Consider the following 23,992-nt stretch of genomic DNA (forward strand, 5'->3'; position numbering starts at 1 on the left):
TTTTCATTATCACTGTGCTATTTAAACCGTTTTCAACTATACTGAAATCAGCGTTAAATTTTAGGAGGTTGATAAGAATGGAACCTACAATTAAGTGGCTGGATGATCCAACTGTGTTTCGGGTTGGACAAAGTCCCGCTCATAGTGATCATCATTATTTTCAAAGTGTTGATGAAGTAACAAAAAACAACAGTAGCTACGAGCAAAGTTTAGATGGTCAATGGCAATTTAACTTTGCCGCTAACCCTATGAAACGTATCAAAAACTTCTATGATCCCAACTTTAACAGTACCAAATTTGATCAAATTAAAGTCCCTGAACATATTGAAATGGCTGGCTATAGTCAAATTCACTATATTAATACACTTTATGCCTGGGAAGGCAAAGTTTATCGTCGACCAGCTTTTACAATTGATAGCGATGAACAGGCAGGTAGCTTTAGTACTGGCGTGGATAATGAAGTCGGCCAATATATTAAGCACTTTGATTTAGAGCCAACGCTACGTAATCAGACTGTTTCAATCTGTTTTGAGGGTGTGGAAAAAGCGATGTATGTTTGGTTAAATGGCCACTTTATTGGTTATGCCGAGGATAGCTTTACGCCATCGGAATTTGATTTAACGCCTTACATACAACCGACTGACAATGTATTAGCAGTCGAGGTATTTAAGCATAGTACTGCTTCTTATCTGGAAGACCAAGACTTCTTCCAATTCTTTGGTATTTTTCGCAGTGTCCATCTAAATGCGCAACCAGCCATCCATGTTACTGATCTAGATATTAAGCCTCGGCTTGCAAATGACAACACTACTGGCACACTGCAAATTGGTTTGAAACTGGCATCGCAAAACTTTGATGCAGCGACAGCTGAACTAACCGTCACTGACCAGTCGCAAAATATTTTAGCACTCCAAGAAGTAGCGGCCACACAAGTGGTTAATTCTGATCAAATGACGTTTAATAACGTTCATTTGTGGTCACACAATGATCCTTACCTATACAATTTAACCGTAACAATCAAAGATGCAAGCGGTAATACGCTTGAAATTATCCCCTATAATTTTGGTTTTCGGCGCATTGAAATCAAAGATAAGATTATGATGTTAAATGATCAACGTCTTCTAATCAATGGCACCAATCGACATGAATGGAACGACAAAACAGGCCGTTGCATCACTAAAACAGACATGGAACAAGATTTACAAACATTCCACGACTTAAATATTAATGCTGATCGAACCTCTCATTATCCTAACCAGATTCCCTGGTATTATTTATGCGACCAACAGGGCATTTATGTGATGGCAGAAACAAACTTGGAAACCCATGGAACTTGGCAAAAAATGGGAATTGATGAACCTTCATACAATGTTCCCGGTTCAGTCGCTCAATGGCTGCCAGCAATTATGGATCGGGCTAAAAACAACTACGAATTATTAAAAAATCATACTTCGATTTTATTTTGGTCCCTTGGTAACGAATCTTTCGCTGGCGATGATTTGGCACAAATGAATCAGTATTACAAGACTGTTGATCCATCCCGACTAACTCATTACGAAGGCGTCTTCCATAATACTGAATATCGCGATCGAATTTCAGATGTTGAGAGTCGTATGTATGATTCTCCAACTTCAATTGCAAAATACTTATCCAATAATCCCGATAAGCCGTTTCTCAGTTGTGAGTTTATGCATGACATGGGCAATTCCCTTGGTGGTATGAAAGATTATGATGACTTATACGATCAATTTCCAATGTATCAAGGTGGTTTTATCTGGGATTTCAAGGACCAAGCTTTATTAGTTAATGACGAAGTCACTGGCCAACCAGTATTGCGTTATGGTGGTGACTTTGATGATCGTCACTCCGATTATGAATTTTCAGGTGATGGTTTGTTATTTGCAGATCATACACTAAAACCAGCAACCCAGGAGGTGGCCTACTATTATGGCAAACGTGAACAATAAATTACATGTAATCTATGGCGATGCTACCCTTGGACTTGGTGGCACGGATTTTCATTATCTTTTTAGTTACGAACGTGGTGGACTGGAATCATTGGTTCAGCATGGTAAAGAATGGCTCTATCGAGTCCCTAAGCCACAATTCTGGCGTGCAACTACAGACAATGACCGTGGTAATCATTTTTCACAAGCCTCAGCAATGTGGCTAGCGGCAGACATGTTTAGTCACTGCACTGATGTAGCAATCCGAGTGGATGGTCAGTCAATTGAACTCCCTATTGCACCAAATAACAATCAATATTCCAATAACGAGTTTGCCGATCAAGTCGAATTGAAATTCACTTACCAAACAACAACTGTTCCCGTAACAAACGTCGATATCATCTATACTGTTACCGCTACGGGTTCCATCCTAATTACCGTTCATTATCATGGCAATTCAAAATTACCTGAATTGCCAGCATTTGGGCTCCAAATAGTTATGCCCACTGCTGCTACTGGCTTTGTCTATCAAGGATTATCTGGCGAAACTTACCCAGATCGATTGGCTGGCGGAACCCCTGGTCAGTATCAAGTAACTGGGCTACCAGTTACTAAATACATGGTCCCTCAAGAATGTGGTATGCATATGCAAAACGATTGGGTCGAGATTACCCGCAACCAAACATTAAACAATACGGACCGTTCACGTGATCCATTCAGCTTGCGAATTAACAATCACAATGCACCATTTGCATTTAGCTGTATTCCTTACACTGCTGAAGAGTTGGAAAATGCCACTCACATTGAAGAGTTACCCGTTGCCAGAAGAACTGTCCTTTCAGTGATGGGCGCAGTCCGCGGGGTTGGTGGTATCGATAGTTGGGGGGCTGATGTGGAGCAACAGTATCACATTTCAGCTGCTCATGATCTTGAATTTTCATTTGAAATTGCCAAATCACCAATTGACGCGTAAACTAACGCTAGTGTGAATAAAAAATTCAGAAGCTATGACAAAGCACAACTTGTCGTTGCTTCTGTTTTATTTTTAAATGAAAAGAGGAAGTTATTATGGCCACCACAGTTTCGAATAAAATTAAACTAGCAATTTTATCAGGTGGATTATTATCATTTATTGGGGTATTAGTTGAAACATCGATGAATGTTACTTTTCCTACCCTAATTAATGAACTGCACGTTAGTTTAGCGACCGTCCAATGGCTAACGACTGGCTATTTATTACTAGTCACGATTGTTATGAGTACTACTGCATATGTATTAAAACGATTTGATGCTCAAAAAATATTTCTGTTTGCCACATTAGTCTGTTTAATCGGCAATATTTTGTGTATCTTTTCGCCCAATTTTATCACTTTAATGATTGGCCGTTTATTACAAGCAATCTCAACCGGATTATCTACACCACTAATGTTTCATCTTATCTTTTCTAGTGTACCAACCAGAAAGTTGGGACTATATACCGGTTTTGCCAGTGTTATCATTTCACTTGCTCCTGCGCTTGGTCCGACATATGGTGGTGTTTTAACCAGCCTTTGGTCATGGCGTTCAATCTTCATTGGTACTGTTCCTATCATTATTTTAGTCGGTCTATTAGGTTTCTGGAGTATAGACCAAAAAGCGGGTGGGGTTAACAAACATTCATTCGATTATTTAGGCGTAGTCGGTTTGGCTGTTGTGTTTACTTTGATTGTATTAACATTTAATCAAGCTGGTCAGTTCGGTTGGCTATCAACCTCATTTGGTATTAGCGCATTAGTTTCAATTATTGTAACTAGTTTATTTATCGCATATGCTATCAAAGGCAAACGAAAGTTAATCGACTACTCTATCTTAAAGTATCCTATTTTGCGATTTCGTCTCTTTGGTTATTTCAGTCTGCAATTCATCAATATCGGGCTATCATTCATCCTGCCCTTATATGCGCAGACGGTCCTTCACAGTTCTGCAATGGAGGCTGGGTTAATGCTGTTACCAGGATCACTTCTAGGGGCTGTGACTGGTCCCATCGCTGGAAGAATTTACGATCGGTTTGGTCCATTTTTCCCATTAATTACTAGTGGTATATTAATGGTTTGTGGAACAACCATGTTTTGGCTACTGACTGACCGTCTTAGTTTCTGGCTAATTACATTAATCTATATCATGATTCGGGTTGGCTTTAATTCTGGGTTTGGAACTTCAATTTCTGATGGTAGTTTGCAAGTTCCATTACAAAATAAATCAGATCAAAATTCATTGTTCAGCATGATGCAACAATATGCCGGATCACTTGGTACTGGTATTTCTGCCGCTGTTATTTCTGCGGTGGGTATTATGCATCCTCACCTAAGTGCAGCATCAGCTAACATTGTCGGAACTCGCTTTAGTTTTGTGTTATTAATCGTGCTTTCAGTTGCAATTATATTATCTGTAATTACAGTTCAAGCCAGGTATCAACAACATAAAAATAATTAGTGTCATTCATTTTTCACTAATCATTTAGCAATGTTACATTTCGAATCTCATCTAATTCGATATTGTTAATCTTCTCATCTGAAACCTGAATACCAATCGTATTATCGTAAAAGCCAATTACCATGCCGGTAATTGACTCAATAATTTCACTTTCTTGCAGTTGGTTAAGTTGCAAATGAACGTTCAAATGATGCTGCCATGCATCTGCTAATAAACGACTAACTTCATTCAAAGGTTGAGGTGCCAGCAATTTTTCTGGTGCCTCATCTTTTTTATTTTGTTTTAATGCACTCGTGTGATCAGACAAAAAATACCCAGCCCATTTTAACATCCCGCGATCATGATAATCGTGTTTAAAAAATTGTTCTGCTCTTTTTTCAGCTTCTTCTCTGCTTGTTGTCATCATAGGTTCTCCCATAAATAATACGTTGACTAAGTGGCCAACGCTGCTCATGAAAATTAATGTATACAATCGTTAATTTTGTATTGGCCTTAATCTGCTTAATTACTTGTTCCAAAAATTGTAATTCATATTTAGTAATACTATGCAACGGAATGGAGCGGCGACGGTTACGCTTATGTTGAATATCTAAAAAGAAATTATAAGTTTGATCATACACATTATCGACTACCATTAACTGGTAACGATGATTTAATTTAGGAGCAAACCCCGCGCTTAACCGTTTCAAAATCAATTCACTAGCTTGCTTGACACTTTCAGTCATAACTATTACCTCCATTATGTCCACCAACTAACGATGCCCGTTCAATCATTGTGCCACCTTTAAGCAAACTACTAGCTGGTATTAACGCAGTAATACCAAACCGATCTCGGATCTGATCCAATACTCGTTCAAAAGAATCATTTTTTATTTGTCGTTTGGGGTCTTGAAATAAATTCAATTGCATCCCCGTGTTTGGCGCGAGCCTTGAAAAGCCAACCATAATGTTACGAATACTTTGTCCGTCCCAAAATTGCCGAAACAATTCTAACAAATAATCGATTAATTTGTGGGTGCTATCAGTAGGATCGATTCGCATCGAATGACTAAAGCCACCTCGACCATCTTCGGTACTGGCAGCGTATGAAAAACCAACTGACAAACTGATACAACCAGCTTTTTGCCGATGGTGTCGCATCCGCGACGTTACTTGAATCCCGATTTCTCGAATAACCAATTCAATTTCATTTTGATTTTTATAATCACGTGTCAGCACCTGTGAATTGCTCCAACTCTTATCTTGCACTTTGACTAATTGGTGTAATTGACTATGATCGATGCCCCAGGCAAGTGCAAATAGCTGCGTACCAATAACTCCCATTTCTTGTTTTAATTGGTACGGATTATAATGAGCCAAATCATCCATACTATTAATCCCAAGCCGATTTAAATGTGCTTGGGTACGACTGCCGATACTCCAAACTTTTTTCAATTTAGTAATCGGCCAAATCTTTTCAGACATTGTTTCGTAACTCAAGGTACCAATTAATTCACGACTTTTTTTAGCAATCAAATCAAGTGCCAGCTTTGCTTGTAACGGATTTTCACCGATTCCAACAGAAGTATACAGTCCAAAATCACGCCGAATTTTTTTTTGAATGATACGTGCGACCTCAAGAGGACTATCGCCAAATAATTGCCACGATTTAGTAGCGTCAAGAATTGATTCATCGATTGAGTAAGGATAGCAATCCTTGTCAGCTACAAATGTCCGATACATTTTATTAACCGCCACATTACGTTGAATATATAAATTCATTCGTGGTGGTGCTACGATAATTCGCTCGTCGTTGGGCACTTCATATTGTCGAGAAACATTACTAATACCAAATAATTTTTTTGCCTGAGGTGAGGCCGCCAACACAAGACCACTGCCAGTATTAGGAGCTTCAGACATAACTACTAGTACTGATGTTAATGGATTAATCCCACGTGATAGGCTTTCAACACTGGCATAAAACGACTTGTTATCAATCATAAAAAAAACACCATGGGGTTCATTCGTATAGTCCATGTCATCCAACTCCTAACCAATTAATTGGTTCTATTATACGAACATGTGTTCACATAATTCAAGTTAAATTATTGTTTTTTATTTATATGTTTTTTGATATCAACTACATCACTGTGTTTATCAACTTTTTTATGTATAAAAAAATCGCTCTCATAATGAGAACGATTTATCCTATTTTAGGCATGAAATATTGATTTACATTATAGTAAAACGGAAAACTAACTAAAATCCAAGAAATACTCAATATCATACCGCCTAAAATATCACTAGCATAATGCACCCCAAGATAAACTCGCGACAAACAGATAATGATCATTACCAGTAACAACAAGCCATTATCAATTATCTGCTTAATCCTAGATTTGACGTCTCGCGAAATAATTACAATCAAGGTAACAAATAACGCCGTAGCAAACGCAGCATGAGCACTTGGAAAACTAAAACCACTTTCAGTAACATGGTGTAAATGACTCGGCCGTGCCCTTTGATATATATACTTGAAAAACCAAGCAGCTAAGCCAGTTGAAACTACCACATTGAGCGTTAACCAACCTGCTGATAGCCATTTATGCTTTATTAATACTAAAATTCCAATCACGATTGCCAAAATAATTAAATTTTCTACCATCGTGTGAATCATAAAAATAACAGTCAAAAAATCATTATGTTGACCATATAAATAACGCTTAAAAAAGTTATCAAGTAATTGTACTATTTTTGCATTTTCAAGTACTAATAACCCCAACCACAGAAAAAGTAAGAATGAACCAATTCCCATAGTCCAATATTTAATTGCCACTGACCGTCTTAATTTCATTAGCTACTCCAGTTTATTATTACATCTAATATAAGCCGCAATCCATAATTGAACAACAAAAAAAGAGTTATCAAAATTAATTAATAATAAATAACTCTTTTCTTGTAGTTCTAGGGCCGTTTCCAAATCTGTTTATGGACTTGTTTACCACCCATCATTCGCTGTAATTTTGCATTTTCAATCTCACGACTAGATAACCCAGCATATTGAGCCTCGATAATCATTTTTTGATAGTTTTCCCACACATGTTGATCTAAAGCGCCAGCCTTTAAAGCTTGTTGAACCGCACAACCTGGTTCACTAATATGTTGACAGTCTTTAAAGCGACACTCTCGGCTTAACACCTTGATTCGTTTAAACACCTGATCCACTGAATCAGCGCTATCAGCGTTAATTCCAACTGATCGCACTCCAGGCGAATCAATCATCGCTGCTCCATTAGCCAAATAATGCAACTCACGAGTAGTAGTGGTGTGGCGCCCTTTTCCATCATCGCGAATTGCTTTGGTAGCAATTCGTGATTCATCTAACAGTAAGTTGAGCAGTGTTGATTTTCCAACGCCAGATGAGCCAATTAAGATACCAGTTTTGCCTGGCTTAAGAAAACGCATCAACTCACGATGTGCTTGATCAAACTGTGTTCGCGAAAAAGCCATACACTCAACAGCACCAAACGTAACCGAATCAACAGCTAATTTTTGCTCATCAGTTTTTCCAGCAACTAAATCGGCTTTAGTCAATAAAATTACTGGTGTGGCGCCACTATCATAAGCTAGTGTCAGATATCGTTGCAATCGATTCAAATTAAAATCTTCGTTAAGTGCCATCGTGATAAATACATAGTCAATATTTACCCCAAACATTTGGATCTGTTCGCCATTTTGCCGCTTCAGTTCTGTTTGTCTGGGTAATAGCTTGTCAATCATCACCAAATCAGCATTACTTTTTCCAGCAACATAGTCACCGATCACAGGCCGTTGCTGTTGATGATAAAGTTTGCCTGTCAGTTGAGCCACAGATGACTCACCCGTGAAACTAACAACCTGATAAGTATCATGGTTAACATTAGTAACTCTAAAAACATTGGTTTCATTTAGATCAAATTTTGGAAATTGTAGCATTTGTGATGCCTCCTAAAAAGTTAAGTTAAATTAAATAACTTTTGGAAGCCAGACAAAGTGTCAGCTTCCTAGGCAAGCACACTTTCCAATTCTTTAGTCATAAAACATTCTCCTTAATTTTATTCATCACCAAGATACCATGTTCACCAAAAAAACACCACTCATAATTGAGCGGTGTTAATCATTTACTAATCTGTTAGATGACTCAGCGTATCAAAATCATCGTCACTCAAACTAATATTTGCTGCAGCAATGTTGTCCTGCAAGTGAGCAATAGAACTAGTTCCTGGAATTGGCAAAATATTACTTGAACGCTTCAACAACCAGGCCAAAGCAATCTGGGCGGGACTAGCTTCATATTTACTTGCAATTGATGCTAGTGGTCCATTTGCCTTAGTTAAGTTCCCTGTATCTAATGGGAACCATGGAACAAAGGCCATATTTTGTGATTGAGCATAATCTACGACATCATCATCTTGATGGTTACCAACATTATACAAGTTTTCAATCGCATCAATCTGAGCATACTTTTGTGCTTCTTTAATTTGAGCAACCGTAACTTGACTCAACCCAATATGTTTAATCTTACCTTCGTCTTGTAATTTTTTCAGTTCACCAACTTGTTGTTCAACTGAAAAATGGGAATCAATCCGGTGCAAGAACAACAAATCTTCGTGATCAATGCCTAAAGTCATCAATGAAACTTCCAATTGCTGACGAAGATAATTTGGTTCACCATGGGGTGTCCAAATATTTGGTCCCTGACGGGTTTGCCCGATTTTATCAGAAATAAAAATTTCATCTCGGTTAGCAGCACCTTTCAATCCCTGTGCTAAATACCGGTCTGCAAACCACGGACCATATGAATCAGCAGTATCAAAAAAGTTAACCCCTAAGTCAACAGCTTTTTGAACAACAGAAACTGCTTGTTTTGGATCACTATATGGTCCCCAGGTTCCGGCCCCTGTTAATTGCATGGTCCCATATCCCAAGCGGTTAACCTTGAATTGATCATCAAACTGATATATTCCTGAATTTGCAGCTGTAATTTCAGCCATCATCGTCACTTCTTTCATTAGTTTACTTACTAAACGTAACTACCGTAACGCTGACAAATCATAAATGCAAACATTTTAACCCGCACCTTTGATTAACAAAGTATGATTTATCCACTATAATCTAAGTTAAACAACTAGTTTTTCCGTTGTGTAAAGGAGCGGCTAAATGATAGAAATGCATAACTGGACAATCATCGATAATCAGCTTCCTGTGACTAATAGTGAGGCCCTTGAGTCTATTTTTACTGTTGGCAATGGCTACCTTGGTGTTCGCGGTAGTTATGAAGATGAAACTATTAGTAACACAACAACTAATCACGGTGTTTTCATTAACGGTTTTTACGAAACCATGCCGATCTCTTATGGTGAACAAGCATATGGTTACCCGCAAGAACGACAATCAATTATCAGTTTGCCCGATGCAACTCATATTGAACTATTTTTAAATGGTTTACAGGTTAATCAACAAAATGGTCATCTTTCTGAAAACATTCGGCAACTATCCCTCAAGCAAGGGATCATGACCCATAGTTTCATCTGGGAGGAAAATTTAAGCAAAAATAAAATTAAGGTTACCTTTACTAGATTAGTTAGTTTTACGCGAAAACATATTTTAGCAGTCCACGTTGAAGTTAAACCACTTAATTTTAAAAAAGCGATTTTAACCGTTAAATCTACTTTGGCGACAAACGATTTAACCATTAATAAAAATAGCGATCCTCGTGTGGCTAACGTAGATCCAGCTGAATTATTAAAAAACACAGAACCCATCAAGGCCTTAAATCCGCAAACTATGGGCTTTATATTCCCAACCAAGAACAGTAAATTAACTGCTTTAATTGCCATCTCTCATAGCATTGCTGGTATTGTCGACAAAAAAACTTGCACCTTCACAAAAGAACTATTAATTGACCAAAAACCAATTTCTTTTGATAAATATGCCTGTTATTTTGATACTCGTGAGGATCACAAAAAATCAAGCCTCTCAACAGTTGAAGCAGAGTTAAATGCGTGCCGTAATACTGGCTTTGAGGTTTTAACTCACGAACAACAACTTTATCTCACAGATTACTGGAACAAAAGCGATTTACACATTGCAAACAATTACAACAATAACCTTGAACTAGAAAGTCGGTTCGCTATGTTTCAATTATTGCAATCAGTTGGTAAAGATGGTAACCGCGGTATTGCTGCCAAGGGGCTGTCTAGCACTGGTTATGACGGGCACTACTTTTGGGATACTGAAATTTATATCATGCCCCTGTTTACCATGACACAACCACAAATTGCCAAAAAATTATTAATCAATCGGTTTCACCAATTGTCAGAAGCTTTACAGCATGCTCGCCAACTTGGTTACAAGGGTGCCTTGTTCCCATGGCGAACGATTAATGGTAAAGAATCCTCTGCCTATTTTCCAGCCAGTACAGCCGCAATCCATATTAATGCCGACATTATGTTTGCAATTCAACAGTACTTTTACTTCACTAACGACCTGCAATTTATGCATCAATACGGGCTTAAGATGTTAGTGGAGGCCAGTCGGTTTTATTTAAGTTACGGTAATTGGGATACAAATAAAGGATTTGTCTTAAACACTGTTACTGGTCCGGATGAATATACTGCCTTAATCAATAACAATGCATATACTAATCTGATGGTCAAAAATCAATTAGAGTTTTTAACTTCTTCATTCACATTTAACGATGTGGCTAATTTAGGATTAACAGCTGCAGAATGGCACAAATTTAAACTAGCTGCCGCTAAAATGTTTATCACAACTGAAGGCAACCTAATAGGACAAGATGACAGTTTCCTTACTAAACCAAAAATAGATTTGACGAAACTAAAGAAAAGCCAGTATCCCCTACTACTTCATTTTCACCCACTATATTTATATCAACACCAAGTGATTAAACAGGCTGATTTGATTCTAGCAATGGCTCTAATGCCATATCGATTCAATCTGCAACAACTACAGGTTAATTACAATTACTATGAGCCATTAACCACGCACGACTCTTCTTTATCACGAGCAGCTTATGCAATTGTTGCATCACAGTTAGATGATCAAACTGCCTTTAATCAAATGTTGCAACGAGCCTTCAGTACTGATTTAACTGATGGACAACATAATACAAACGAAGGACTCCATACAGCATCAATGGGTGGGACCTGGTTAGTTATTTCATTAGGCCTGGCTCACGTGCGCGCTACTCAAAATAATTTATTGCTAGATCCTATTTTACCGCCACAATGGGAGGCATACGTAATTCCTATCACTTACCATGGTAGTCAGCTAAAATTATCTGTTTCCAAGCGCGAAACAAATATTACCTTGATTGCAGGCAAACCAGTTCCAGTTATTTTGAATGGTAAAAAAGTTATATTTTAAATAAAAAAGCTCACCTGCACCATTTCGGTCGCAGATAAGCTTTTTAATAACTAATTTAGTTTTCGCTATTTAAAATTCGTGAACAAAACGCAGCTAGGATTGCTCCGACTTCAGGTGCCACAATATAAACCCACAAGTGGCTCAAAGCACTACCACCTGCAAAAATGGCTGGTCCAATTGAACGAGCTGGATTCAATGATCCACCAGTTAAATTAAGTGCCACAATAATCAGCAATGCTAATGTCACACCAATCGTTACACCCGCAAAGTCTGAATTACCGTGGTCTTTACTCGTTACATTTAAAATAACCACTACGAATAAAAATGTTACAAGTACTTCAACAGCCACTGCCATTCCTGCACCAATAACCGGAAAATCAGTTTGTCCCAACGCTGTTGCTTTCAAATTCAGCGCATTTACAAATGCTGAGACGCACGCACTAGCAGCAATTGCACCCACAATTTGGGCCACAATATACCAAATCGCATCCCCTAATCCTATTCGACGGTTAAGCCACATTGCTGTTGTAACGGCCGGATTAAAATTGCCACCTGAAATGCCACCAAATGCATAAGCCGACACTGTAACTGCCAAACCAAACGCCAAACCGATTGTCAGTGCATCGCCATTAGCGATCACAACCGAAGCGGTTCCAACAAAAACCAACATAAATGTTCCTAAGAACTCTGCAATATATTTACGCATAATCCTCTCCCTTTCTTTAATACGTAATATATTTTACGGCATTAATGGTTAACAGACAACCAGTCTAGTTTTGAGATGCACTAAAAGAACGAATTTGTAGCATCCACGTAATACCATATTTGTCCTGCAGCATGGCCAATTTAGTGCCCCAGTTTTGCTCAGCGAGCGGCATCAAAATATTTACTGATGCATCATTTTCTAATTGTTCATATAAACTCATTGCTTCATCAAAACGGTCTTTATCATCACTATCAATATCTATCAATAAACGAGTACTATTAGTTAACTTTTCATCGTGATTAAAATTATCTGATGCGTAAAGCCACACTCCCAAAATGGTAAAAACTGCATGCATGGTTAAGTCATCCAGATTTATATTATTCGGCACATTCATTGCCGTTGCAGCTTCCGTTGTGACTGGCAGGCGTTGAACATCCTGCGCGTTAAAAGTTTTTTGATAATATTGCAGTGCTTCTTTTGTATTGGTAAATGTTAGATATGGGTATAATGAGCTGGTTGCCATATGAATTTCTCCTCGGATTAATTCTATTACGTCATTTTTATATTTGGTGAAACGTGCTCACCAAGGCAGATGTCCATGGCTAAGTCGGTAATAACAATCAATAAATCAAAACCAACTCATCAATTATTATTACCGGCTTAGCATACGACATTTTAACGCCTTGGTTCGCACTCTATTCTAGTTCTGGGAACCATATTTTGATTTCTTTTTCTGCACTTTCAACACTATCAGAACTGTGTACTACATTTCTAATCAATCCATCTGGCCACTCACGCCCAAAATCTCCTCGTAATGTACCAAAATCTGCTTCAGAAGGGTTAGTTGCCCCAGCCATACGCCGAAAAACACTGATAATATTTGTTCCAGTGGCGATCATTGCCACAATTGGTCCTTCATACATATAGGTTTCAATTTCGGGGAAAAATGGTTTATCAAGTAGTTCTGCATAATGACGATGCAATCGATCCTTTGTTGCCGTAGTCACCTTAAGTGCATTGATGTCATACCCCTTACGCTCCAAACGCGTAATTACTTCACCGATATGACCTAAAGCAACTCCATCTGGTTTCACGAGAATCAATATTCGTTCTTCTGTCATCGTCTCATCCTCATTTCATTAATTTATCTCATTGTACAAAGAAAGCGCATACAATAGCAACACCAAATCACCGTTTTCATCCACTTGTGCTATAATTTTCACCGAATAATACCTTATCAATACTCATTTGTTAATATATTGTCTGATTATAATCAAAATACTTTTAGGGGGTTCGTCATGGGATATCTTTACTTAGGTCTTGCTATTATCGGTGAAGTCATTGGAACAAGCTTTCTAAAAGCTTCAGTAGGTTTCACCCATTTGATACCAACACTCATATCATTAGTTGCCTATGCACTTTGCTTTTATTTTCTTTCACTAACAATGGAAAATGTTAATCTCAATATCGCCTATGCAATTTGGGCTGGCTTAGGCTTGGTACTTACCACATTGATTGCGGTTATTTACTGGAGAGAAACTATTAATTGGGCTGGTTTATTAGGAATTGCACTTATTTTAGGCGGCGTAGTAGTTTTAAATCTTTATGGCGGACCGACACATTAAATTTATAAGAGTGCGAATTCCTGCGTTAAAATGTTGTAGCCTATGGCGCTTAGTCCTAAACATCTGCAGGAATTCGCACATTTTACCTAGCAAAATTTTTTTGTGTATTCACAAAGGTCCCATAGGGATTATTCAAAAACCGAAGTTTATCTCACCAGCTCAATTTATTAAACGTGTTCGCAGCCACAGAAGTTTCCATGTAACAACAAAATCACTCATATCCTTCAAAAAACGAAGTTCATCTGACCAGCTCAATTTATTAAACGTGTTCGCAGCCACAGAAGTTTCCATGTAACAATAAAATCACTCATATCCTTCAAAAAACGAAGGATATGAGTGATTTTATCGTTACATTCCAACTTCTTAACGTGGCTGCTCACACTCTTTATTTTTCTGTTGGTCCCTTACCTAAAAAGGCACTAACCATCCAAATTAGTTTATCCATCTCAGCCTTAAAACCATTAAACATATCCTGAGTTGGTAAATCCTGTTCTTCATCAGTAACTTCAATTCCTTGTTGATATTGATCTCTGATATACTTAAAGTGATAATCTAACTGCTGCATAAATTCGGGTAAATTGTATTGTCCCCATTCTACTTTTTCATCCGGTAAATGCGTATGCGCGATGAATTCATGTGTCGTTGCGTAGGGGCTGCCACCCAGTGCGATTAGGCGTTCAGCAATTTCGTCTAACTGGTTAGCGAACTGGTCGTTAAACTCATCCATTTTCGGATGTAATTTAAAAAATTCGGGCCCGCGCATATACCAATGGACCTGTTGGACATTAACTTGAAGTTGACTTAAATCAGCAATTAATTGGTTCAAATGTGCTTGTGTTTTGGGAAATTGATACTCGCTCATGAAAAAGCTCCTTTCAGTTTTCCAGATATAAAGACAACATTAACTCTATCTTCACTCTAGCGTGTTTAGCAATCGGACTCAAGTAATTCGATTTTTATATTTTTAACCACTTACGCTTTGATTAATACCACTTAAGCAAATTAAGTTTACTGATTGGTTAATATATGGTCTACTAACAATGCGAAAGGATGTTACCAATGAAAGTACGACTAGAACAAGACGACAATTTAACTGAAACACAAGTCATCATTCGAGCTCCCATCAACAGTGATGAAGCAAAAATAATCAAAACAATGCTTGATCAGTTTTCCTCAACCAATGCACCATGACCATTTTACAAGCAGACAACTAAATATTATTTATCGCTCACTGATATCTTATTTTTTGAAACACAAGGACGCCAAATTAGTGCTCACACAGTTGATGAAGTATATACCACCAAATTGCGGTTGTATGAGTTAGAAGAACAATTACCACATTCATTTGTTCGAATTTCCAAATCGTCAATTATCAATGTTGACCAAGTTATCGCTATCACGCGTTCAATTTCAACTTACTTGGTTGAATTTAAGGCCACTCATAAACAGGTATATGCATCTAGACGATATTTTAAGCAACTTCAATCACGATTAAACGAAATGAGGTAAGACAATGAAACGACAACGTTGGTTTTGGGGCATCTTTTTTGTATTAGGTGCTGGAATTTTAATCGCGAGCCAAATGGGTTGGCTCAGCCACTATCACTTCGATACATTTACAACCATTGCAACATTATTTTTAGCAGCTATTTTAATCAAAAGTATGATTTATTTCAGCGTTTTTGGTACGATTTTCTCACTCGCCTTTTTAGGAATCTTATATGCTGATCCATTGGGTATAGGCAACCTAGTACCATGGACCTTACTGGGGGCAGCTTTATTACTAAGCATTGGTTTGTCATTGATCATTCGACCGCACGGCATTCAACATCGTTGGCACCAGCAAAATTGGCAAGAACATCCAGAAACGGTGACAACCACAGACGATCAATCACTGGTCGACGTTCAAGTCAGCATGAGTAGCAATATTCGTTATGTTGAATCCGCTAATTTTAAACAAGCCAACATCTATGCTTATATGGCCAATGTAAAAGTATATTTTGACAACGCAACTATTCAAGATGAAGTCGCTAATATCAATATTGATGGCGACCTAAGTGGAATTGAATTGTATTTACCTAAAGAATGGAATTTAAAAATTCAAACGGGAAATTTCCTTAGTGGCACCGAAGAAAAAGGACTCCAAAGCACTAAAGAAGGTCCCACTGTTAATTTAGCAGGCAATCTTCATTTGTCAGGATTAACAGTTATTTATATTTAAATATTAGACAAGAACGGTTAGATTCTAGGCAATACTCAGAATCTAACCGTTCTTGTTTCTACTACACTTCATCACGATGATAGGCATGTAAGACAACAATCAGATTAATCACCACTAGAATCGTGGTCATCAAAAAAACATACCGATAATCCAAAACTCCTGCCACGCCCGATGCTAGCATTGGCCCAATCACAGATCCAATCGCTTGAAACGATTGATTATAACTAAAAATCCGACTAATTGATTCACTTGGAGTATTACGAGTCATTACCGATTGTGTAATTGGTAATAGTGCTGCATCGGCAATTCCTACCAAAAATCGGAGGATCCCAAGCACGACAATTGTCGTCGTAAAAAACATTGGTAAAAAAACGGCTCCCGATAAAACCAAGCCGCCAGTTAGAACTCGTTTAGGACCAATGTGGTCTCCAATCGCACCTAACTTGGGGGCACTAATAATTGTTGCAATTCCCGGTAGAGCTGCAATAATTCCACTAATCATCGCCACGTTACCTTGATTATGCATTAACTGACGAACAAATAAACTAATAATCGGATTGATTGAGTTGGTGGCTGCCTGAATCAACATTGACGAAATAATCATCGCCCAAACAATATGAATATTTTTAATTCCGGCAAATGCACTTTTTTGAGCCAACTTTTGTAGCCGTTTCGTCGGCGTGAAGTTTTCTTTAACCCCAAAATAAGTGACACTGGCCGCCAATAACATCAATAGTCCAAAAATGAAAAATGGAATTCGATAGCCTAGTACTCCTGCGATAAAGCCACCAATAATCGGTCCAATTAACTGACCACCAACACTTCCAGTGGTCAAAATCCCCATTGCCTGACCACTTTGTCGTTGCGGTACTTCGCTAGCTATTAGCGCATAGGCATTATTAATGTACCCCGAAAACGCTCCTTGAATTAGGCGTAACGTAATTAAAATCCACACATTTGGCGAAAAGCCCGATAAAGTTGCAGTAATCGTCATCCCGATTGCGGCACGCATCAGCATAGGTTTTCTACCAGTACGATCAGCCAATTTACCCCATAAGGGTGAAACGATTGCCTGACTTAAAAACGTACTCGAAAATGCCAGTCCAGCGTACAATGTTAGTTCCCACTTTGGAAAATTACCCATTGTAGCAATAAAAAGAGGTAAAAACGGCAGACTCATACTTGCACCCGCACCGGTAGCAAAATTACCGATCCAAAGTGCATACATGTTTTTTCGCCATTGTGGCAATTTATTTGACTGTGTCACAGGTAACACTCCGCCTTTCGATAAAAATTCACCAGATCATTATAGTGCAAATAAACCTTCGCGCCTAATTTTTATTTGACGTGTTCTGGTTATGATGTTAAATTGATATATTGTTAGCTAGCTAACGAAAGGAGCGCAATATGTCACAAAATACAGGAAGATTACTGAAAAAAGCGGCCAATCAGCTGACCAAAGACTTCGATCAATTTGCTAGTAATTTTGATTTAACTAGCACTCAAATGTCAATTATTGATTATCTAAGCCGTCAGTCACACCCAGATGTACTTCAAAAAGATATTGAAATTGAATTCAATATCCAACGCTCCACAGCCACTGTTTTATTACAACGAATGGAACGTAAACAACTACTCGTTCGACATCCATCCCGCCATGATGCTCGTCAAAAAGCAGTTCAATTAACCGCCAAAACTAATCCTTTGATTGAGCGAATTGGAACATACATGGAACAGCAACAACAAAAATTGACAACTAATTTTTTACCTAGTGAGATTGAAACATTTGAAACAATACTAAATTACTACTTGCATACTACTGCATCAGAAAGGTCAACGAATGAATACTAAACAAACAATATCTAAACGGGTTATCTGCGCCGTCATCGCAACTGGATTAATGTCTTTTTGTGGGGTGATCGTTGAAACTGCTATGAACGTCTCATTTCCAACACTGATGCAAGAATTCAATGTTAATACTGCTACGGTCCAATGGATGACTACTATTTACCTACTGGTCGTGGCAATCATGGTCCCCTTATCAGCAATCTTGAAGCGCTCGTTTAAAACTAAACAACTCTTTCTTAGTGCTAATTTACTATTTATTACTGGAACAATCTTAGATTCATTTGCCCCCGCCTTTCCATTGTTACTTTTGGGACGCCTCGTTCAAGGCCTTGGAACTGGAATTGCACTGCCATTAATGTTTAACATTATTTTGGAACAAGTCCCGTTGGCAAAAATTGGGATGATGATGGGAATTGGAACGCTGATTACTGCAATTGCTCCTGCTATTGGGCCAACATTTGGCGGTTTAGTAGCAACCAATCTAGGTTGGCGCTATATCTTCATTTTACTGTTGCCAATTTTACTTGTTTCATTGGTACTTGGTTTACTCACCATTCAACAAAAAAACGAACTACAATCGTTTAAACTAGATCTAATCAGTCTTATTTTTATTATTTTACTATTCGCAGGCTCAATTATAGGATTTAGTAACATGGCCAACTTTGATTTGACAATTGCAGGCGCTTTTTTGATGGGCATCATCGGTTTGGTTGGATTAATTATTCGTTCCAATCATACCAGCAATCCTATTATCGACCTCCATACTTTTAAAAATAAGAGTTTCAGCGGTCATGCTGTTAGCTTCTTTATTTTTCAACTAATCTCATTGGGGTTATCATTTATTGTGCCCAACTACATTCAACTAGTAAATGATAATACGGCTACAGTAGCAGGATTGATTGTTTTACCTGGTGCTTTGCTTGGCGCCATTTTTGCTCCATTTAGCGGTCGTATTTTAGATCATTTTGGCCCCCGGCTGCCAATCTTACTAGGATCAGCTTTTACACTGATTTCGCTAATCTGTTTTAGTCTATTCAGTATGCATCTCTTTAACTGGCTAATCTTAATTATTTATGTATTGTTAATGGCTGGGGCAGGATTATCCTTTGGTAACATTATGACCAATGGATTAAAACAACTCCAAAACAAACAACAATCAGACGGTAATGCAATTTTAAATACCCTCCAGCAATTTGCAGGCGCCGTTGGGACCTCGATTGTTGCTGCAATCATCTCACATAGCCAAGCAGTTAGTCACCGCTCATTTGCCACCGCAACTGCGCTTGGTTCGCAACATGCGTTTATCTTTTTGCTGATTCTAAGTATCATTGAAATTAGTATCTTAATTATCGTTTTAAATAAGTACCAATCATCGCATTAAATTACATCTGAATTCATTTACTAATACCAATTAGTTGTGTATAATTTTGGGTATTGATAATAATAGATTACACCACCGGGTGCAGCACTTATTAACTTCTTCAGGTCTTCGTAGAAGTTAGTAGGTGCTATTTTTTAGGAGGAAAACTTATGTCTTGGATTTATTTAATTATTGCGGGAATCTTTGAGGTTGTTTGGGCCACGGCCATGAAACTGAGTAATGGATTTACTAGGATTGACTACACCATTGCCACAGTTGTTGGGATGCTTTTTAGTTTCTATTTTTTGGCTCGTGCCGCCAAAATTTTGTCACTCAGCTTAGCTTATCCTGTTTGGACTGGAATTGGTGCGGTAGGATCAGTTTTAATTGGTGTATTATTATTTAAAGATCAACTTTCGATCATGACTTGGGTATTTGTTATCTTGCTTGTGATCAGTATTATTGGGATTAAAATTACCAGCGGTCACTAATAAAACGGAGGTAGTACAGCAATGATCAAAACTATTAATCGTGACACCACTTCATTGGCTAAATCAGCTGTAAAAGCTACGCGTGCTGACAAGCAGGTGATTACTGATTTAATTGATACACTAAAATTTCACGAAGACCATTGTGTTGGTATGGCTGCAAATATGATTGGCATCAACAAGCGCATCATCATTGTTCAAATGGGAATGTTAGGTGTTCCCATGATTAACCCACTGATTACAAATAAAACCGGTAGTTATCAGACAACAGAAGGCTGTTTATCATTAGCAGGCCAGCGAACTACCACGCGCTTCACGAATATCACTGTGCAGTATTTAGACCAAAATTTTATAGCTCATGAACAACAATTCTCTGGTCTAATTGCACAAATTATCCAGCATGAAGTTGATCATTGTGATGGCATTATAATTTGAAGTTGAAGTAACTTAGTTTCAGAATAAAACAAAAAATGCGATCAAATTTGATCGCATTTTTCAATTTACACATAAATTTCAGTATTATAACAATTAATTTCCAATTTTAACTACGCGCACGCAATGCTAGCAGAATTGTAATTGTATCGACTGCTTCTTGAAAGATAGCACCAATCAAAGCCGGAATAACTCCTGTGGCCGCAATCAACATTAAAATAACCAAAATAACAATTCCTGTCAATACATCACTACGAGCAATTCTCATCGTGTCTTTACTAATCGAAACCGCGCGGGCAACTCTAGTCAAATCATCTTTTAAAATAACTGCATTTGCTGAATCACTTGCTGATGTGGCACCATGTGCTCCCATTGCAATGCCCACATCAGCAGTTGTTAGTGAAGGCGCATCGTTAACACCATCACCGACCATAATAACGGGACGATTTTCTTTTGAGATGGAATGTAAAATATCAACTTTATCCTTTGGCAGTAAACCACCATGTACCTCGTCAATTCCAACATCAGAAGCAATTGATGACGCAATCGTAGCGTGATCTCCAGTCAACATAAGTGCACGCCGCAAGCCTAGCTGTTTTAATTGATTAATAGTGTCTTTTGCTTCCGGTCTTAATTGATCTAAGAAATTGATGTAGCCGGCATATTGCCCATCAACACTGACATACATTGCTGTTTGTTCGGTCTCTTGGACAGTTTCATCACTAACAAATCCAGCCTTGCCAACCTTCACATTTTTACCATCTACCACGGCCTCAATTCCTTGTCCAGTTACTTCCTTCAACTGATTAACTGCACTTAATTGATCTTGATCCACGTACGCAATCAATGACCGCGCTAAGACATGACCAGATCGCTGCTCAGCACTAGCGGCCAAATGAAGCAACTCAGCTTTGCTAAATGGAGTAACAGCATTAACTTCATTCACATCCAGTTTGCCTCTCGTTAATGTTCCAGTTTTATCAAAAGCAATGGTCTTTGCCAGAGCTAATTTCTCAATGGTTGTCCCAGTCTTAACAATAATTCCATTTTTACTAGCGCGACTCATTCCAGATACAAGGGCGATGGGAGCAGCTAAAATTAGGGGACACGGTGACGCGACCACCAATACCTCCGCGATTCGAACAGGATCACCTGAGATAAGCCAGGCCACAATCGCAATTAAAAGCGAAATAATGGTAAATGGTACTGCATAGCGATCAGCCATTCGTACAAAATGCGCTGGTTGTTCAGCCGATTCTTTGACTAACTTAATAATTGCTTGGTACTGGCTATCCGCCGCTTTGCTTAATGCTTTAACTGTAATTGCCTGATCACCATTGATAGACCCGGACATTAATTCTGCCCCAACATTTTTCTCGATCAATCGTGATTCACCAGTTAACGAAGATTCGTCAACCGTTGTTGATCCTTCAACAACCTGACTATCAACTGGAACCTGTTCCCCAGGACGAACCAGCAGTAAATCGCCAACCACAACGTCATCTGCGGCAATATCCGTCAATTTAGTTCCATCAATTAGATGCGCCATTTGAGGTGAATTGTCTAATAACGATTTCAACTCCTGACCAGCTTTTTTCGAAGCATAGTCTTCCAGCGTATCGCCACCTGTCAACATTACAAGCACCATCAAGCTCGCCCAATATTCACCGACTGCTAATGTAGCGACAATCGCCATGATAGCTAATAAATCAACACCAAATTTCCCCGACCGCAACGTTTTGATCATTTCGATTACCATTGAAATCGACATTATTGATCCGGCCACCGTCACCACGACCTGTGCTGCTAATTGCTGACCAAACGCAAACTCAATTAATAACGCCACTGCTCCAACTATCAATGTGGCTACCAGTTTTAACGAGTGTCTCATTGAAACACCTCCAAATTAATTAAATATCTTGAATATCTACAAGTTCATTCTAACACTTTTTAACTTTAGAATCATTCTAAATAACTAATTATTTTTTCCGATATATCAACAATGAATCATTAGTATACATAATTAGAATAACTAAATTTCTTTAACTATAATGTAGTCGGTTTGTGGATCGGTACCCATATAAAAAGAATGCTCACTTTCACGTTTAAATCCCAAAAACTGATAAAATTTTTGAGCAGCAAAATTTTGCTCCCAAACGCCAAGCCAAACCTTTCTTTTATTATCATTTTTAGCGAGCTCAATTGCATAATTAATTAGTTGTTTTCCCAGTCCTTGGCGCTTAAACTGTGGCAAAATATAAATTCGTTCTACTTCTAGGCTATCAGCCCCCATCGATTCACTTTGTGCATTGTCAACATTGACTTTCAAATATCCGGCCAGCTCTCCATCAACTAGGGCAAAATAAAATGCCGCCGATAGTGTTTCTAATTCTTGTAACAGTTGTTCCTTGTTATATGCTTTATCAAGATATGCTTGCATATTAGCAGCAGTATTTTGTTCACCAAAAGTGTCCGTGAATGTTTTGATACTAATATCTCTCAGTGCAGGTAAATCTGCAGTAGTTACGCGTTTAATTTTCATTGCCATTTTCTAATTGATCCCTTCTAGTATTTCTTTGCTATCATCTTTATACTAACAAAAACTCCAGATTAAATTCATCCAGAGTTAATATTTATTATTTAGTTATTTTTATTTTAATTAGTGCTACTAGTGCCAACCCAAACATTAAAACTCCAATAATTGCAGTAATAATCCCCTTAGTTGAACCAGTTTTTGGTAATTGGCTATAGTTATCATGGTGTTTAGCAGTAAAATCATCTAGATTGTCGATAATAGTTTTGTTTTCACTAGGATTAACGGTACCTAAATTGGGGATATCTACTGATTTTATTGAAGTCGGTGATTTGCTATTGTTTTTTGCCGTAACACTTTCGATAACGTTACCTGGCTTATCCATTTCTATCTTAAGTGATTTTGAGTCTAATAGTTTTATCTCAGCCGTGCTTGTTATTCCTTGTTTCTGATCTTCTTTCAACAAATCTATGATTAGTCGTTTAATTGAATCGAGGCTTTCAGACTCAGTTACCACCTCGTAATACTTTTGGCCTTCTGCTAACTTAAATTCAGTTGACGGTGACGTCGTATCTACCGCCGTTATCGTTCCTGTTGATACAATTTCTTGAGCCTTATCAGCTGTAATCGCATCCCCAACTGTTTGCTTGGCTATCTCAACTTCATCAGGCATTGCTGCTACTTCGTAGTCCCTTTGTCCATTCGCCAACTCAAATTCAGTTGATGAGGCTGTGGTATCTACTGCTTTTATTGTTCCCGTTGATACAATCCCTTGAGACTTATCAGCTATAATTGCATCCCCAACTGTTTGCTTGGCTGTCTCAACTTCATCAGGCACTGCTGCTACTTCGTAGTCCTTTTGTCCATTCGCCAACTCAAATTCAGTTGATGGGGCTGCAGTATCTACCGCTGTTATCGTTCCAGTTGATACAACTCCTTGAGACTTATCAGCTG

At 38.2% G+C, this 23,992-nt stretch carries 25 protein-coding genes and 1 pseudogene; 12 read left to right on the forward strand and 14 right to left on the reverse strand.

The window, feature by feature from the left end; translation table 11 throughout:
• The first annotated feature begins 77 nt into the window (after positions 1–77).
• From FFM51_RS06570 to FFM51_RS06580, 3 genes are all read left to right on the forward strand, one after another.
• Positions 78–1,967, forward strand: coding sequence for a glycoside hydrolase family 2 TIM barrel-domain containing protein (locus FFM51_RS06570; RefSeq protein ID WP_137597844.1), 1,890 nt, complete (start codon positions 78–80; stop codon positions 1,965–1,967).
• Complete coding sequence (locus FFM51_RS06575; RefSeq protein ID WP_137597845.1) at positions 1,948–2,919, forward strand: beta-galactosidase small subunit; 972 nt, start codon at positions 1,948–1,950, stop codon at positions 2,917–2,919. Before FFM51_RS06570 ends, FFM51_RS06575 begins: the two co-directional genes overlap by 20 nt.
• Positions 2,920–3,014: 95 nt before the next feature.
• On the forward strand, positions 3,015–4,418 hold the full coding sequence (locus FFM51_RS06580) for an MFS transporter (RefSeq protein ID WP_137597846.1): 1,404 nt from the start codon (positions 3,015–3,017) through the stop codon (positions 4,416–4,418).
• A gap of 16 nt (positions 4,419–4,434) precedes the next feature.
• Here FFM51_RS06580 and FFM51_RS06585 read toward each other — a convergent pair whose 3' ends face one another.
• From FFM51_RS06585 to FFM51_RS06610, 6 genes are all read right to left on the reverse strand, one after another.
• Entirely contained in the window at positions 4,435–4,821 is a 387-nt protein-coding gene (locus FFM51_RS06585; RefSeq protein WP_137597847.1) for a hypothetical protein, read from the reverse strand.
• Positions 4,796–5,143 (reverse strand): acetyl-CoA carboxylase, encoded by a 348-nt coding sequence (locus FFM51_RS06590; protein ID WP_137597848.1) that lies wholly within the window; start codon positions 5,141–5,143, stop codon positions 4,796–4,798. Before FFM51_RS06590 ends, FFM51_RS06585 begins: the two co-directional genes overlap by 26 nt.
• The gene (locus tag FFM51_RS06595; RefSeq protein ID WP_137597849.1) at positions 5,136–6,434 is read right to left on the reverse strand and encodes a Y-family DNA polymerase; all 1,299 of its coding nucleotides are present in this window, start codon (positions 6,432–6,434) and stop codon (positions 5,136–5,138) included. Before FFM51_RS06595 ends, FFM51_RS06590 begins: the two co-directional genes overlap by 8 nt.
• A gap of 166 nt (positions 6,435–6,600) precedes the next feature.
• Positions 6,601–7,251, reverse strand: coding sequence for a phosphatase PAP2 family protein (locus FFM51_RS06600; RefSeq protein WP_137597850.1), 651 nt, complete (start codon positions 7,249–7,251; stop codon positions 6,601–6,603).
• Positions 7,252–7,361: 110 nt separating this feature from the next.
• Positions 7,362–8,372 carry a ribosome small subunit-dependent GTPase A gene (gene rsgA, locus FFM51_RS06605; protein ID WP_137597851.1) on the reverse strand — a complete coding sequence of 337 codons (1,011 nt, stop codon included), beginning with the start codon at positions 8,370–8,372 and terminating at the stop codon, positions 7,362–7,364.
• A gap of 188 nt (positions 8,373–8,560) precedes the next feature.
• Entirely contained in the window at positions 8,561–9,430 is an 870-nt protein-coding gene (locus tag FFM51_RS06610) for an aldo/keto reductase (RefSeq protein WP_137597866.1), read from the reverse strand.
• A 166-nt stretch (positions 9,431–9,596) separates the two neighbouring features.
• Between FFM51_RS06610 and FFM51_RS06615 the strand changes: the two genes are divergently transcribed.
• Positions 9,597–11,825 carry a glycoside hydrolase family 65 protein gene (locus FFM51_RS06615; protein ID WP_137597852.1) on the forward strand — a complete coding sequence of 743 codons (2,229 nt, stop codon included), beginning with the start codon at positions 9,597–9,599 and terminating at the stop codon, positions 11,823–11,825.
• Between the two features lie 55 nt (positions 11,826–11,880).
• On the opposite strand, the gene FFM51_RS06620 is transcribed toward FFM51_RS06615, so the two are convergent.
• From FFM51_RS06620 to ndk, 3 genes are all read right to left on the reverse strand, one after another.
• Positions 11,881–12,531, reverse strand: a complete 651-nt coding sequence (locus tag FFM51_RS06620) for an MIP/aquaporin family protein (protein WP_137597853.1) — start codon at positions 12,529–12,531, stop codon at positions 11,881–11,883.
• Positions 12,532–12,595: 64 nt separating this feature from the next.
• Entirely contained in the window at positions 12,596–13,054 is a 459-nt protein-coding gene (locus FFM51_RS06625) for a VOC family protein (RefSeq protein WP_137597854.1), read from the reverse strand.
• A gap of 172 nt (positions 13,055–13,226) precedes the next feature.
• Positions 13,227–13,652 (reverse strand): nucleoside-diphosphate kinase, encoded by a 426-nt coding sequence (gene ndk / locus FFM51_RS06630; RefSeq protein WP_137597855.1) that lies wholly within the window; start codon positions 13,650–13,652, stop codon positions 13,227–13,229.
• A 177-nt stretch (positions 13,653–13,829) separates the two neighbouring features.
• On the opposite strand from ndk, the gene FFM51_RS06635 reads away from it, so the two are divergent.
• Complete coding sequence (locus tag FFM51_RS06635) at positions 13,830–14,156, forward strand: DMT family transporter (protein ID WP_137597856.1); 327 nt, start codon at positions 13,830–13,832, stop codon at positions 14,154–14,156.
• A gap of 385 nt (positions 14,157–14,541) precedes the next feature.
• Here FFM51_RS06635 and FFM51_RS06640 read toward each other — a convergent pair whose 3' ends face one another.
• On the reverse strand, positions 14,542–15,018 hold the full coding sequence (locus tag FFM51_RS06640; protein WP_137597857.1) for a Dps family protein: 477 nt from the start codon (positions 15,016–15,018) through the stop codon (positions 14,542–14,544).
• A 197-nt stretch (positions 15,019–15,215) separates the two neighbouring features.
• Between FFM51_RS06640 and FFM51_RS08925 the strand changes: the two genes are divergently transcribed.
• The 3 genes and pseudogenes from FFM51_RS08925 (at position 15,216) to FFM51_RS06650 (ending at position 16,377) form a co-directional block, all read left to right on the forward strand.
• Entirely contained in the window at positions 15,216–15,347 is a 132-nt protein-coding gene (locus tag FFM51_RS08925) for a hypothetical protein (RefSeq protein WP_263386063.1), read from the forward strand.
• Between the two features lie 36 nt (positions 15,348–15,383).
• A pseudogene (locus tag FFM51_RS08890) lies at positions 15,384–15,665 on the forward strand (LytTR family DNA-binding domain-containing protein); the annotation flags it as partial.
• 4 nt (positions 15,666–15,669) lie between these two features.
• Positions 15,670–16,377: a LiaF transmembrane domain-containing protein gene (locus tag FFM51_RS06650; RefSeq protein ID WP_137597858.1), complete on the forward strand. Its 708-nt coding sequence runs from the start codon at positions 15,670–15,672 to the stop codon at positions 16,375–16,377.
• Between the two features lie 61 nt (positions 16,378–16,438).
• Here the strand turns inward: FFM51_RS06650 and FFM51_RS06655 are convergent, their stop codons facing one another.
• Positions 16,439–17,605: an MFS transporter gene (locus FFM51_RS06655; RefSeq protein WP_137597867.1), complete on the reverse strand. Its 1,167-nt coding sequence runs from the start codon at positions 17,603–17,605 to the stop codon at positions 16,439–16,441.
• A 179-nt stretch (positions 17,606–17,784) separates the two neighbouring features.
• Here FFM51_RS06655 and FFM51_RS06660 point away from each other — a divergent pair, with 179 nt between their 5' ends.
• The 4 genes from FFM51_RS06660 to FFM51_RS06675 all read left to right on the forward strand — a co-directional run bounded on the left by FFM51_RS06660 (position 17,785) and on the right by FFM51_RS06675 (position 20,508).
• On the forward strand, positions 17,785–18,228 hold the full coding sequence (locus tag FFM51_RS06660) for a MarR family winged helix-turn-helix transcriptional regulator (protein ID WP_137597859.1): 444 nt from the start codon (positions 17,785–17,787) through the stop codon (positions 18,226–18,228).
• Entirely contained in the window at positions 18,218–19,606 is a 1,389-nt protein-coding gene (locus tag FFM51_RS06665; RefSeq protein WP_137597860.1) for a DHA2 family efflux MFS transporter permease subunit, read from the forward strand. The genes FFM51_RS06660 and FFM51_RS06665 overlap by 11 nt, the downstream gene beginning before the upstream one ends.
• Before the next feature lie 149 nt (positions 19,607–19,755).
• The gene (locus FFM51_RS06670; RefSeq protein ID WP_137597861.1) at positions 19,756–20,076 is read left to right on the forward strand and encodes a DMT family transporter; all 321 of its coding nucleotides are present in this window, start codon (positions 19,756–19,758) and stop codon (positions 20,074–20,076) included.
• Positions 20,077–20,097: 21 nt separating this feature from the next.
• On the forward strand, positions 20,098–20,508 hold the full coding sequence (locus FFM51_RS06675) for a peptide deformylase (protein WP_137597862.1): 411 nt from the start codon (positions 20,098–20,100) through the stop codon (positions 20,506–20,508).
• Between the two features lie 106 nt (positions 20,509–20,614).
• Here the strand turns inward: FFM51_RS06675 and FFM51_RS06680 are convergent, their stop codons facing one another.
• From FFM51_RS06680 to FFM51_RS06690, 3 genes are all read right to left on the reverse strand, one after another.
• Positions 20,615–22,396, reverse strand: a complete 1,782-nt coding sequence (locus tag FFM51_RS06680) for a heavy metal translocating P-type ATPase (protein ID WP_137597863.1) — start codon at positions 22,394–22,396, stop codon at positions 20,615–20,617.
• A 141-nt stretch (positions 22,397–22,537) separates the two neighbouring features.
• Complete coding sequence (locus FFM51_RS06685) at positions 22,538–23,053, reverse strand: GNAT family N-acetyltransferase (protein ID WP_137597864.1); 516 nt, start codon at positions 23,051–23,053, stop codon at positions 22,538–22,540.
• Positions 23,054–23,141: 88 nt separating this feature from the next.
• Positions 23,142–23,992: LPXTG cell wall anchor domain-containing protein (locus FFM51_RS06690; RefSeq protein ID WP_137597865.1), on the reverse strand; the 851-nt coding region annotated here is incomplete at its 5' end.

It is taken from the genome of Paucilactobacillus kaifaensis (assembly GCF_005405145.1).
Taxonomy (GTDB): Bacteria; Bacillota; Bacilli; order Lactobacillales; family Lactobacillaceae; genus Paucilactobacillus; species Paucilactobacillus kaifaensis.